Origin of the sequence: Brevibacillus sp. IT-7CA2 (genome assembly GCF_949767855.1) — a bacterium.
Lineage (GTDB): Bacteria > Bacillota > Bacilli > Brevibacillales > Brevibacillaceae > Brevibacillus.
Window position 1 is genome coordinate 618,979 of the sequence record NZ_CATKQT010000022.1, and the last position, 12,245, is coordinate 631,223.

Below are 12,245 nucleotides of genomic sequence, written 5' to 3' on the forward strand. Positions count from 1 at the left end.
AGAGCCAAAGCAATTGCTTGGCTCTTTGTCTTGTTCTAGTTCGTTTTCAGAGCTGGGTACACGAAGGCTTTTAACGTAACGCCCGTAAAGGAGCAGCCTGAAGCTTTTGGATGACCGCCGCCCCCATAATGCTGTGCGATCACGGACAGATCCACATCATCTCGAATGGTACGAAAACTGATTCTGCCTTTCCCGGGATCGAGCATCGCGACGAAATCGATCATCTCGGCATTCTTACATAGGAAATTTCCTGTTGTGGAGTGATATTGTTCGAGGAACACAACGCCGACTTGATACGTTTTTGGCTCTTCTAAATCGATTTCTACGGGGATCACCTTCATTTGCTTCAGTTTTTTTTGCTCAAATTCATTGATTCGTTTTTCTTCTGTGTAGATGAGAATCGATTCTATTTCGTTAAAAACGAACTGATCCGTATGTACATCATCACCACGCAAGCGTCCGAGCACGTTTTGCACAAATGTATCCCGTTCGACCATATAGAATAAAATGTTGAGCTGGTTTGCTTGAACAAGCCCAGTCGCATCCCAGTCCCACGTATCAAAAGAACGAACCAGCTCCACATAGTCAGAGAGAATACCTGTAGGGGTCAGATGCCCCTGGTTTACCAGGTAATCATAATAAAGGCTGGCTGCCGAGGTCTTTTTTCCCGCTTCTTCCGTGATAACGTTTGCCCATTCGTACTTGGAAGCCAATGGAAATGCGGTAGGGTGATGATCAATCAAGACAAAAGCATGCCCGTCATCGACTTTTTTCTGAATCAGTGAACCCACCTCGTCACTGACACTCACATCGGTAATCACAACATACATATCGCGGGTAAGGTCTTCTTCCATAAACTTTTGTACTTCTTGATTGACCGTGTACGGAGTCACTCCGCGGGAAACGACTTCTTGATTGGAAAAAGCAAGATAACTCAGGATCGCACACGACTCGCCATCCAAGTCCTTATCACTGAAATGAACAACTTTTTGATGATTCATTTGGCATCTCCTTATGACACGAGTCCGTCATTTCTATTTTACTACCACGAAATATTTTTCCCATTCTGCCCATCATCATTAAGGTATGTTTGCCTGGAGACTTCAACTGGTGATTATTTGCAATTTTAATTTGATTATAATATAATGCATGGGTTAAAAACACTCCATGTATCAGTTCAACCGCACGGGCGTGTCCGCGATTGTTCGCGATCGCCCTTATTTTTATTAACCGAGTAGAGCAATGGAGAGAAAATGTAAAAGGTGGTTCTCAACATGAAAAAGTCTACATTGATCCCAGCAGCACTTCTGCTAGCAGTCCTGACCGCTTGCGGCAACACGCAAACTGCTGAGCAACCAAATACTCAAAATCAAGCCCAGCAGCCAGCTGGTGAAGCAACGACACAAAAGCCAGAAGAAGCGAAGAAAGAGGAGCAGCAAGTACTTGTGGCTCCGCAAGAAATCGTGGTATACAAGCAGGGAGAGAAAACATCCCTGAAGCCAGAAGATGAAAAGTTCAAGGAAATTCTTTCTTTAACAGATAAACGCTTTGCGACACCGGCTTATGAAATGCGTTTTGACGAAAGCACGCAAGCGGTGGAAAAGGACAAGAAGGAAGCATTGGCTGTTGAATTCAACTACGCGGAAATAACAACAAACACATTGCCGGCTCATGTAGGCACAGAGAACAAAGCTGAAGTGAAGGCGAAGACATTGTTCTTCGTATTGAGCGGTGACAACAAAGACCATATGTTTGGTTCAGAAGATGGCAAAACGTATGGAACCGCACCGTTGCAATTGACCGAATCAAGCGAACTGACTGAGCTGTTGAATAAGTAATCGACTGTGTAATCAAACAACACCAGGCTGTCGAGATAATCGGCAGTCTTTTTGCTATTTCTTTCGATGGATCAAAAATCCCCCTTGATTTGCGTAAAACAATCAAGGGGGAAGAGCAAGACACACCTATTTCCTTTGTAGATCCGGCTCTGTTTGCACGACCGTAAGCTCCGTTTGTCCATCCGTCTCCACCAAATGCTTGAGCATGGACAGCTTGTTGTTCCAGAACTGTTCGTAAAAGGAAAGCCACTGTTTTACTTCGGTCAAGGGGCCAGGATGCAACCGATAGATTTTCTCCCGACCTACCTTATGTCCCGTGACCAAATCTGCATCCGCAAGAATATGGAGATGCTTGACCACAGCAGTTCGGCTGATGGGGAAATGAGAGGTAATCGCTGAGATCGGCAAATCTTTTTCAGCTAGCAAGCGAAGTACTTCTCGACGAGTAGGGTCAGCGATCGCTTGAAATACATCAACTTTTTCTGCTGAAGCAGACATTTAGCCTTCCACAACCTTTTTCAGACGCTCGTGAACAATACCAACCCAACCTTGATTCATTCTGTCGCGGATCACTACGCTCTTCTCGTTTGCTTTTCCGATGATCTCATCCGCTGCTTTCCAACCACCATGAATCAGGGTAAACTCCGTTTTATCACCCAAGTCTTTCAACAGAAACGAGACTACCCAACCGTCTGTATCCCAAGCAAAAGAAAGGCGATGAGGAGCTTCTACCTCCAACACTTTGCATGGCGAAGGTCCAAAAGGGGATTGGATATGAAACTCATGACCTACCACCGGCTGGAAATCGTTGGGCATAAACCATGTAGAAATCGCTTCAGCAGTCGATACTTTTTCCCATACCTTTTCGATAGGCGCCTCGAAAACGATCGTTTGTTTAATATCTTGCACTTGCTCCACAAAAATCTCTCCGTTTCGTTTTTGTAAATATAACACCTTTAGGTTTTACTTAATGATAATATAACACCTTTTGGTATCATGTAAATGGTAATTTTCCTCCAATCGGCGCTACCTATTCATTATTTGATTTGATTCGCTTGGGCTTGAAGTTCTTTTAAAAACTCCTTGCCTGCAACGGAATAATTTTGGTTTTTTAGCTTGATGCAATAATAAGAGAGCTTTTGTTCTTTCGCAATGAGTGGCCTAACGACAATATCCTCACGTTGAAAAAACGGATCGGATTTGGTCGTTATGTCCGATTCAAGGCATAATGCCAATCCTTGCGAAATAAAATGCTTTTTTGTTTCATAGTTTTGCGACTGGACCAGGAAGTTTATTTTGTGATATTCCCCAAAGATAAAGGCGTGAAATTTTTTGGTGTCGCCCACGTTCGCGGAAGCAACAAAAGGGTATTTATGCAATTCCTCCATGAAAATTTCATCTTTATTTGCCAATGGAGAATCTTTTCGAAAGCAAACCATCATGGAGCTGTCAATGATATGTGTGGCTGCCAGTTGCTGGTTTTCTTCCTGGGAAGAGGGAAAAGAGTAGATGACTCCAATATCCGCCTCTCCATTCAACACATCTTTCCGCACTTGAAAAAGATGTGTTTCTTTTATTTGCAAATGCACTTTCGGAAATTTTTCGTTAATGGCAGCCAATGTTTTCGGGACAATACTCCTACACATGCCCGGAACAGCAGAGATGGAGAGTTGTCCTTCGATTTCGGAGGCTTCACATTTTGCCTCGCTTTTAAATTCCTCAATACGGTTTATTATGTCCTGCGCTCTTTCGATTAGTTTTTTTCCTGTTTCGGTTGGCTCCAGTCCAGTTCGTGAGCGTTCGAAAATCTTTACACCGAGTTCTTCTTCCAGACTGCTGATCGCAAGACTAATACCTGGGGAAGAGACAAAAAGACGTTCCGCCGTATTGGCAATAGAGCCTGTTTTCGCTATTTCCGTTATGTATATCAGTTGCTCGATACGCATAGCTGCATTCCTCCAACATTGATTTTCATTCAAGCTGTTTATTAGGGTTGCACACTTATGGGAGCTATTAATATTTACATAACACACCTTAAATTTTCTAAACTTTTAAAAAATGAAAAGCAAACTTACACTCGAAATGACAGCGTTTACAATATGGGAGTTTGTGAACGATCGAAAGGGTGATGAATTTGTCTTTTGCATTAGACTCGGTTCGTGTTTTAGATTTATCAAGATTGTTACCAGGTCCTTTTTGTACCATGCTTCTTGCTGATTATGGAGCGGAGGTGATAAAGGTTGAAGACACAGAGCTTGGCGATTATGCCAGAGCGATACAACCAAAGCTCGGAGACGACAGTGCCTTTTTTCATTCTGTCAATCGCAATAAAAAAAGTATTTGCTTGGATCTAAAAACAGAGCAAGGGAAAGAAGTTTTTTTGAAGCTGGTTGAAAACGCAGACGTTGTGGTGGAATCGTTCCGGCCTGGAGTGATGGATCGCCTTGGGATCGGCTATGACATTTTAAAAATGATCAACCCCGGACTCATTTATTGTGCCATAACCGGGTATGGGCAAACTGGACCTTATTCTAAAAAAGCGGGACATGATATCAATTTTATCAGTTATGCGGGATTGCTAGAATTTTTTGGTGAAAGTGATCGAAAACCAGTTGTCCCTCCCGTACAGATTGGAGACATAGGTGGGGGAGCATTGATGGGAACAATTGGAGTATTAATGGCTCTTTTTGAAAAAGGACGCTCTGGAAAAGGGCAGTTTATTGATGTTTCGATAATGGATGGAGCGCTTTCGTGGTTGCAGGTGCTTCTGCCATCCTATTTAGCGACGAAAGAACGACAAGAACGTGGCAAACTTGATGTGTCTGGAAGAAAAGCCAATTACGACGTATACGAAACGAAAGATGGTAGATACTTGTCCGTTGGTGCATCAGAACGAAAATTTTGGGAGAATTTTTGCAGAGTCATCGGTAGGAAAAGTTTTGTTCTGAAAATTCACACATCTGATGCTGAGCAAAATGAAATGAAGGCAGAGATTCAATCCATTCTGATGCAAAAAACAAGACAGGAATGGATGGAAATTTTTGATACAGTAGATTGTTGTGTTTCGCCCATAAATCAACTGGAAGATTTAGAGGAAGATCCTCAATTTTTGGAACGAAACATGTTTCAAACCTTTCATGACCCAGAGCTTGGCGAGGTAAAACTGATTTCCCCACCGATTAAACTCTCTGAAACACCGGGCAAAATTCGAAAGTTGGCACCAAAATCTGGTGAACATACAAATGAAATTCTGTCTGAGATTGGATATTCTGAGCAACAGATTGGCGCTTTGCTAAGTCAAGGCGTTATTAAAAATCAAGTGGATAAATCTTAGTCTAATACAAGCCAAAGAAGAAAATCAATCTATATTGAAGATGAATAGAGGTGGCGAAATGAACACGGGTGACAAGGTATGCGTACTGAAAATGAATAGATCAAAGCTCCGAAATCCGATTACGGAAGTCATGTCGCCCATGATAGATACCTTGCAGCCGCTCAATATGACGACCGGATAAAGGTTGTGGTCATTACCGGCGTAGTAAAAGTATTCTCAGCCGGAGGGAATCTGAAAAACGTTCAAGGCGATACGTATGATGCATTTGTTACTCGAAAGAGGTTGAAACAAATTCATCAGCTTCTGCACTTGATCAGAAATGTGGAAAAGCCGATAATAGCGTCTCGTTCTGCTTTCTTTATCCAGAGTTTTGTGAAAGTAGGCGCTCTTCCTGACTTTGGTGCCCTTCATTTTTTAACGCAAATCGTTGGGCCTCACCGAGCAAAGCAATTGATGATGCTGGGGGACCGCATCTCGGCCGAACAGGCTTTTCAGCTCGGAATGATCAATGAAGTCGTGGATGATGATGAGTTGATTGATCGGGCCAATTCAATCGCCAATACGCTAGCAGAAGGACCGAGTCTGTTGATCGGGTTGATCAAGCAACTCGTTAATCGCAGCACCAATGTCACGTTAGAGGATTTTTTAGAAATAGAACGTGCGGACAAGGCTTATGCTTTCAAACAGAGGATGTAAAAGAGGGAGTAGCCGCTTTTATGGAAAAACGTCCACCGCATTTTTGTGGAAGGTAATGGCATTCTTTTTTGGATTAAGATTTTTTAAACATATCTTTTCATTTCTAAACTTTTAAAACGAGCGGTGTAAAAATATCATTGATTCAAGATTCTTACTATTTCGTCAATGATGGTTATGTCAGTATGGAGGAGCGTTTTGAACATGAAAAAACCATGGCATGCGTTTTATCCGAAACCGATTCCATTTGAATTGGAAATTCCGTCTTGTTCTATCTACCATTTTCTGGAGCGGGCAAGTCAAGATTTTCCCGATCATGCAGCTATCATAGAGAGTGACACAACCATCACCTATTCCGAACTCAAGCTTGGGGTTGACCGCTTTGCAGCAGCTCTGCATCGACGAGGATTTAAAAAAGGCGAGCGGATGGGGATCATGTTGTACAACTGCAAAGAATATGTCATTGCTTTTTTCGGTGTACAACGTCTAGGTGGTATTGTCGTGCAGCTGAATCCTATGTACCAGCAGCATGAATTAAATTTTATGATGGATGATGCAGAGCCGACGTGGTTGGTTTGCGAGAGTAATCAAATAGAGAAATTGGAGCGTATGCGCTATAGACCGAAGCTTACGGTCATTACCACGGATAGCGATCATAATGGGGATGCCTATTTTTTCGATTGGATCGAGGAAGAAAACGACGAGCTCCCGCCGCTTGTGATCGACAGTCAAGATGATATTGCTTTTCTTCAGTATACAGGCGGAACGACGGGAACACCCAAAGGCGTCATGATCACCCATTACAATTCTGCCGCCAATATATATCATACTGCTGTCACAGACGATGGGGCTCTTCGTCGTCCAGATGAACGCTTTTTTGGTGTATTTCCGATGTTTCACGGAGCTGGACTGATGGTCATGTTGTCCGCCATTTACTATGCGAGCGTCTATATTCCCATTAGACATTTCCGTATCCAAGAGGCCCTGCCCCTAATTCGAAAGTACCGCCCTTCACAGCTTTCTGCACCGCCGACAGCTTTTGTCGCCATGTTACAGCATCCTGATTTTAAAGACGACGATTTACGCTCGTTAAAAGTATGTAGATCGGGTGCGGCACCGATGCCACTGGAAGTGCTGAGAGCTTTTGAACAAAAATCGGGAGTGCGTATCTCAGAAGTGTATGGACTGACCGAATCAGCTACCATTACGCTTCGTACCTTTCAGACCGGGGAAAGAAAGCCGCGCAGTGTGGGTATCCCGGTACCCAACTCTGACGTTAAAATTGTGGATCTCGAAACAGGTCTACGAGAACTGCCAGTAGGCGAACCAGGTGAGATTCTGTTAAAGGGACCTCAGATTATGAAGGGTTACTGGAAAAAACCAGAGGAGACAGCTCGGACGCTACGTGACGGGTGGCTCCATACAGGGGATACAGGAATCATGGATCAGGATGGGTTCCTGTACATTGTCGGACGTAAAAAGGAAATGATCATTGCAGGTGGGTACAATATTTATCCAAACGAGATTGACGAAGTATTGTATGAGCATCCAGCTATTGCCGAAGCCTGTACATTTGGTATACCAGATGCTTACCGCGGGGAAACGGTCAAAGCAGTGATTGTTGTAAAGCAGGGACATTCCTTAACGGAAGAAGAGATCGTGGAATGGTGCAGAGAGCGATTGGCCAAATACAAAGTCCCCAAGCAGATAGAATTCAGGGAACAATTACCGAAATCTGCGGTCGGCAAAATTTTGCGTAGGGTGCTCGTTGAGGAAAATCGTGAACAAATTAGGAATGGAGGAAATTGATATGTCCAATACAGCTTATCAAGTGAAGCAAGCTACATACGATCTATTCAAAACAAAACGGTCGTATTTTACGGAAGAACACGAGATGTTTCGGACATCTCTTCGCAAGTTTATCGATAAAGAGGTCGCCCCCCACCTAGAGGAGTGGGAAGAGAACCAGTACACCCCCCGCGAAGTTTTTACGAAAATGGGTGAGCAAGGGTTTCTCGCTACACAGGTCGATCCAGCATATGGCGGGCTCGGACTCGATTTCGGATTTAATTTAATCCTTGGAGAAGAAGCGCATCGAATAGGGGGCGGTATTGTAGGAGCATCCTTGCACAGCACGATTACCGTTCCTTATCTGGAAACGTACGGGACAGAAGAACAGAAGAAAAAATATTTACCCAAATTTGTCAGTGGTGAGATCATTACAGGTGTTGCCATGACAGAACCAGGTACAGGATCAGATTTGGCCAGTATACGGACGAGTGCCGTCAGAGATGGCGAACACTATGTCATTAACGGGCAGAAAACCTTCATCTCTAATGGCTTGAATGCGGAATTGTTCTTTGTTGTCGTAAAAACAGATCCGAATGCTGTTCCTGCCCACAAAGGTGTAAGCGTTATCATTGTAGAAAGAGGGACACCTGGCTTTTCCAATGGCCGTAAATTGAAAAAATTAGGTCAGCGATCCTGGGATACGACAGAGCTCATCTTTGAAGATGTCCGCGTTCCTGTATCGAACCTGCTGGGTGAAGAGGGGAAAGGCTTTCGCATACTGATGGATAAACTGGCACAAGAGCGTATCAGTGCGGCAAACTCTGCCTATATCGTCGCGGAAGAGATGCTGAAGTCGACAATTGCCTATGTCAAGCAAAGAACAGCATTCGGAAAGCCTATCAGCAGCTTCCAAAATACCCAGTTCGAAATCGCAGAGATGGCAACAGAAATGTCATTGGCACGTAGCTTCTTGAATGACATCATTTCGCGTCATATGAAGGGCGAAAAAATCGATACGGAGGTATCCATGGCAAAAGCATTTGTACCGGAAATGGTAAAGCGAATCGCTGCCCGTTGCTTACAATTGCATGGGGGATACGGTTTTATGGAGGAGTATCCGATTGCCCGCCGTTATCGTGACATTCCTGTTTTGGCAATTGGCGGGGGCACGACGGAAATCATGAAGACCATTATTGCAAAAAATTTGGGAATGTAGAGCTGCGTCTCATCAGCAATTTTCAGACACAGAGGGAAAGGAGCAGGCAATCTAACGTAATAAACATGCGGGATATGGGAGTTCATTCCTACACACAATCCATCTTACCTGATCCTATCCGTTGAAAAAGAAAACACTCTTGTATCGGTCGCACTTGTAAACAAAATGATGAAAGGGTGTTTGACATGCGTTGGATAAGTCTTATGCTATTATTTTTTGCTTCCCTTATTACCTATGCTGATAAAGTCGTTATCGGGTTCGCAGCTGAACCTCTCATGAATGAATTTAGCTTAACCGCTTCGCAATGGGGAATTGTCGGGAGTAGCTTTTTCATCATTTTCATTGTCACCAGCCTGATTGGAGGAACTTGGTCCGATCGCTTCGGAACAACCAAAATGATTTTCCTTGTTTTAATCGGCGTGAGTCTTGTTCAAATTGGCTCGTTTGCCATTTCGGGATTGATCATGCTGATCTTGTATCGCGTGTTGTTGGGGGCAGTCGAAGGGCCAATGGTTCCAGCGGGGCTGAATCACATTTCGAAAATTTTCCCCGCAGAGTCACGAGGCTTGGCTGTGTCCGTTTACATTGCCGGATCATCTATCGGCGGAATCATTTCTGCACCCATTCTGGTCAGTTTGATTGAAACATATGGATGGCGTTGGACCTTTGTGCTGCTTGGTTTTGCCAGTTTGGTACTATTCATCATCTGGAAGCTGGTAGACCGTAAAGACAAACGTAAGCAAAATGCACCTGTACCGCAGGCTCGCAAATTGAAATGGACAGATATTGCTCCAGTCCTGCGTCACCCCGCCTGTTTTTTAACGATTGCCTTATCGGCCTCTGCGATATGGCTCGTCACGTGGCAGGCATTATGGGCTCCTGTTTATTTAACGAAGGTAATAAAATTGGAACCGATGGAGATGGCTTACACCATCATGGGAACAGGCATTGTATCCATTGTGCTCGTTTTTCTCATATCCTCTCTATCCGACAGCGTGTTTAAAAAAACACAGAGCTACAGAAAAGCTCGTGTCTGGATTGCTGGAATTAGCACGATCATCGGTGGACTCGCTCTTGCTTTCATTCCGCTGGCAGGAAATTCGATCACCTGGATTTTCGCTGCTCTTTGCTTGGCAAAAGGTGCGACTTATACGAATGTCTCGATGGCGGTGCAAATCTTGATCAAAATGATGCCTGATCGAGCTGGCTTCATGTCCAGTATTTTGAGCTTGGGTAACAACATTGCCCAGTTGATTGCCCCCATTACTACAGGTGTTTTCGTACAAGCTGCTGGCGCCAATCTTGCTCTTGGCTTCCATCAGTCGATCTACATCATGGCGGGCTTGTTCCTTACTTTTGGAATTCTTTTCTTATGGTTTGTAAAACCTGATAACGTGAAAGAAGCAACGATGTCTGAAACGGTAACCGCTTAAAGAAAAGCTAACTGGAGGTATGTTGTATGACATTGAATCAATCAACACAATCTGGTGTAGCCACAACGTATACAAAAAAGGTGCATGAAGAGGTGTACAAGTTTGACGACAATCAAGATTTTGAAGATGCACACCGAGGGTTTATCGCCCCTTTGGAAACGAAAGTGATGGGTGAAAATGGGAGAGTCGCATGGGACTTGGAGAAGATTGCGTTTCTTGATCAAGATCCTGCTCCGGAGACCGTCAATCCAAGCTTGTGGCGAAATGGAAAATTACAGGCCATCACAGGTTTGTTTAAAGTAGTAGATGGGATTTACCAGGTTCGTGGTCAAGGCTTGGCTACTACGATTATTATCGAAGGAAAAACAGGCATCATTGTTTGTGATACGCAAACATCTGTAGAATCTGCCCAAGCAGCCATGGAGATTTATTATAAGCATCGACCGAAAAAACCGGTTACCGCTGTCATTATCAGTCAAAGTCATGTAGACCATCATGGCGGGATTCAAGGAGTGCTACCATACTCCGAAAATTCGGAAATAAACATCATTGCTCCTAAAAATTTTACAAAAGAAGCAATTAGTGAACAAATGCTGCTAGGTACCATTATGAGCCGTCGTTCCCAGTATCAGAGCGGATCTATGCTGCCGATTGATCCCAAGGGCCAAGTAAATGTCGGGATTGGTCATGGTTTGGGTTCTGGTAGAATCAGCTTTGAACTGCCAACGATGGAGATTGAAAACGACATACACACGATGGAGATCGATGGCATTACCTTTACCTTTTTATTGACGCTAAACACAGAAGCTCCATCCGAGATGCATTTTTATATTCACGATTACAAAGTCATCTACGCCTCAGAGAATGCCAATAAATCGATGCATCAAATCTACACGGTACGAGGTGCAAAAACGCGTGATGCGCTAGCGTGGGCGAATGCACTGGATCAAACGATTGATTTGTTCATGGATAAAGAGATTGAAGCCTTAATGATGGCCCATGCCTGGCCTGTGATGGGGAAAGAAAGCGCTTTAGCACATCTGAAAATGCAGCGTGATCTGTACAAATACATGCACGACCAAACGGTGCGTCTAGCTAATCATGGTTATACGATGGAGGAAATAGCAGAAGAAATGAAGCTCCCCGAGACGCTCGATAAATATTGGGGAAATCGAGGGTATTATGGCACGCTGAAGCATAATGTCAAGGGGATTTACAATTTTTACTTGGGCTACTATAGCGGTCATCCGTCTGATCTCGATCCATTGCCGCAAGTAGAAGCCGCAAAAAAATATGTGCAGTATATGGGTGGACCAGCCAATGTGATGAATCAGGCAAAGGTGGATTTTGAAAGAGGAGAGTATCGGTGGGTGGCTCAGGTCCTCAAACATGTCGTGATGGCCGCCCCCGATCATGGCGAAGCGAAAGCTTTGTTGGAAAACACGTATGAACAACTGGGATATCAGGCGGAATCGGTGATCTGGCGAAACATTTATTTGGCTGGGGCTCATGAATTGCGAAATGGTGTAAAGCAGGGAGGCTTTCATACAGCCACAACGGCTCTCCATTTGCCAGTCGATGAAATCCTGAAGCTGCTCGCTGTGAGAGTAAACGGACCAAAAGCAGAAGGTAAAAAAATTACGATGAATGTGAATGTATCAGATACAGGCCAATCGTATGCCATTTATCTCGAAAACAGTGTCTTCATCCATAAAGCGAATCACTCGGACGATCACCCCGACGCAAGCCTAACGGTAGAGAAAGCAACTATTAATAAACTTGGACTTGGCCTACTTACACTCGACCAGGCAATAGCAGATGGTTCTCTCGAATTATTTGGCGACAGAAGTAAACTGAACGAATTGTTCGCTCTATTGGACAGCTTTCAGCTTTCATCCAATATCGTCACTCCTTAACGGGATTTTTGGGCTATCAGCGGC

At 44.1% G+C, this 12,245-nt stretch carries 12 protein-coding genes; 8 read left to right on the forward strand and 4 right to left on the reverse strand.

The genetic code is table 11. The features are described 5' to 3' along the window. Nucleotides 1-35: 35 nt before the first annotated feature. Nucleotides 36-1,001 carry a DHH family phosphoesterase gene (locus ACM6JA_RS15960; RefSeq protein ID WP_414853062.1) on the reverse strand — a complete coding sequence of 322 codons (966 nt, stop codon included), beginning with the start codon at nucleotides 999-1,001 and terminating at the stop codon, nucleotides 36-38. Nucleotides 1,002-1,274: 273 nt separating this feature from the next. Between ACM6JA_RS15960 and ACM6JA_RS15965 the strand changes: the two genes are divergently transcribed. Further along, nucleotides 1,275-1,838, forward strand: a complete 564-nt coding sequence (locus tag ACM6JA_RS15965) for a hypothetical protein (protein ID WP_414853063.1) — start codon at nucleotides 1,275-1,277, stop codon at nucleotides 1,836-1,838. 126 nt (nucleotides 1,839-1,964) lie between these two features. Here ACM6JA_RS15965 and ACM6JA_RS15970 read toward each other — a convergent pair whose 3' ends face one another. From ACM6JA_RS15970 to ACM6JA_RS15980, 3 genes are all read right to left on the reverse strand, one after another. Continuing rightward, nucleotides 1,965-2,336: an ArsR/SmtB family transcription factor gene (locus ACM6JA_RS15970; RefSeq protein WP_414853064.1), complete on the reverse strand. Its 372-nt coding sequence runs from the start codon at nucleotides 2,334-2,336 to the stop codon at nucleotides 1,965-1,967. Next, complete coding sequence (locus ACM6JA_RS15975; protein ID WP_414853065.1) at nucleotides 2,337-2,756, reverse strand: SRPBCC family protein; 420 nt, start codon at nucleotides 2,754-2,756, stop codon at nucleotides 2,337-2,339. A gap of 119 nt (nucleotides 2,757-2,875) precedes the next feature. Beyond that, nucleotides 2,876-3,784: a LysR family transcriptional regulator gene (locus ACM6JA_RS15980; RefSeq protein WP_414853066.1), complete on the reverse strand. Its 909-nt coding sequence runs from the start codon at nucleotides 3,782-3,784 to the stop codon at nucleotides 2,876-2,878. A gap of 182 nt (nucleotides 3,785-3,966) precedes the next feature. On the opposite strand from ACM6JA_RS15980, the gene ACM6JA_RS15985 reads away from it, so the two are divergent. The 7 genes from ACM6JA_RS15985 to ACM6JA_RS16015 all read left to right on the forward strand — a co-directional run bounded on the left by ACM6JA_RS15985 (nucleotide 3,967) and on the right by ACM6JA_RS16015 (nucleotide 12,221). Beyond that, nucleotides 3,967-5,172, forward strand: coding sequence for a CaiB/BaiF CoA transferase family protein (locus tag ACM6JA_RS15985; protein WP_414853067.1), 1,206 nt, complete (start codon nucleotides 3,967-3,969; stop codon nucleotides 5,170-5,172). A gap of 40 nt (nucleotides 5,173-5,212) precedes the next feature. Next, nucleotides 5,213-5,353 carry a hypothetical protein gene (locus ACM6JA_RS15990; RefSeq protein ID WP_414853068.1) on the forward strand — a complete coding sequence of 47 codons (141 nt, stop codon included), beginning with the start codon at nucleotides 5,213-5,215 and terminating at the stop codon, nucleotides 5,351-5,353. A 5-nt stretch (nucleotides 5,354-5,358) separates the two neighbouring features. After that, nucleotides 5,359-5,868, forward strand: coding sequence for an enoyl-CoA hydratase/isomerase family protein (locus tag ACM6JA_RS15995; RefSeq protein ID WP_414853069.1), 510 nt, complete (start codon nucleotides 5,359-5,361; stop codon nucleotides 5,866-5,868). A gap of 201 nt (nucleotides 5,869-6,069) precedes the next feature. Then, a complete protein-coding gene (locus ACM6JA_RS16000; protein WP_414853070.1) occupies nucleotides 6,070-7,674 on the forward strand; it encodes a long-chain-fatty-acid--CoA ligase in 1,605 nt (534 codons plus the stop codon). Between the two features lies 1 nt (nucleotide 7,675). Then, entirely contained in the window at nucleotides 7,676-8,872 is a 1,197-nt protein-coding gene (locus tag ACM6JA_RS16005; protein WP_414853071.1) for an acyl-CoA dehydrogenase family protein, read from the forward strand. A 185-nt stretch (nucleotides 8,873-9,057) separates the two neighbouring features. After that, nucleotides 9,058-10,305 (forward strand): MFS transporter, encoded by a 1,248-nt coding sequence (locus ACM6JA_RS16010; protein ID WP_414853072.1) that lies wholly within the window; start codon nucleotides 9,058-9,060, stop codon nucleotides 10,303-10,305. Nucleotides 10,306-10,331: 26 nt separating this feature from the next. Next, the gene (locus ACM6JA_RS16015) at nucleotides 10,332-12,221 is read left to right on the forward strand and encodes an alkyl/aryl-sulfatase (protein ID WP_414853073.1); all 1,890 of its coding nucleotides are present in this window, start codon (nucleotides 10,332-10,334) and stop codon (nucleotides 12,219-12,221) included. The last annotated feature ends 24 nt before the right edge of the window (nucleotides 12,222-12,245 follow it).

Excerpts from the sequence above, each read along its gene's own strand:
- ACM6JA_RS16010 (WP_414853072.1), top strand. The coding sequence starts at position 9,058 with ATGCGTTGGATAAGTCTTATGCTATTATTTTTTGCTTCCCTTATTACC.
- ACM6JA_RS15965 (WP_414853063.1), top strand. The coding sequence starts at position 1,275 with ATGAAAAAGTCTACATTGATCCCAGCAGCACTTCTGCTAGCAGTCCTG.
- ACM6JA_RS16000 (WP_414853070.1), top strand. The coding sequence starts at position 6,070 with ATGAAAAAACCATGGCATGCGTTTTATCCGAAACCGATTCCATTTGAA.
- ACM6JA_RS15960 (WP_414853062.1), bottom strand. The coding sequence starts at position 1,001 with ATGAATCATCAAAAAGTTGTTCATTTCAGTGATAAGGACTTGGATGGC.
- ACM6JA_RS15970 (WP_414853064.1), bottom strand. The coding sequence starts at position 2,336 with ATGTCTGCTTCAGCAGAAAAAGTTGATGTATTTCAAGCGATCGCTGAC.
- ACM6JA_RS15980 (WP_414853066.1), bottom strand. The coding sequence starts at position 3,784 with ATGCGTATCGAGCAACTGATATACATAACGGAAATAGCGAAAACAGGC.
- ACM6JA_RS15990 (WP_414853068.1), top strand. The coding sequence starts at position 5,213 with ATGAATAGAGGTGGCGAAATGAACACGGGTGACAAGGTATGCGTACTG.
- ACM6JA_RS16005 (WP_414853071.1), top strand. The coding sequence starts at position 7,676 with ATGTCCAATACAGCTTATCAAGTGAAGCAAGCTACATACGATCTATTC.
- ACM6JA_RS16015 (WP_414853073.1), top strand. The coding sequence starts at position 10,332 with ATGACATTGAATCAATCAACACAATCTGGTGTAGCCACAACGTATACA.
- ACM6JA_RS15985 (WP_414853067.1), top strand. The coding sequence starts at position 3,967 with ATGAATTTGTCTTTTGCATTAGACTCGGTTCGTGTTTTAGATTTATCA.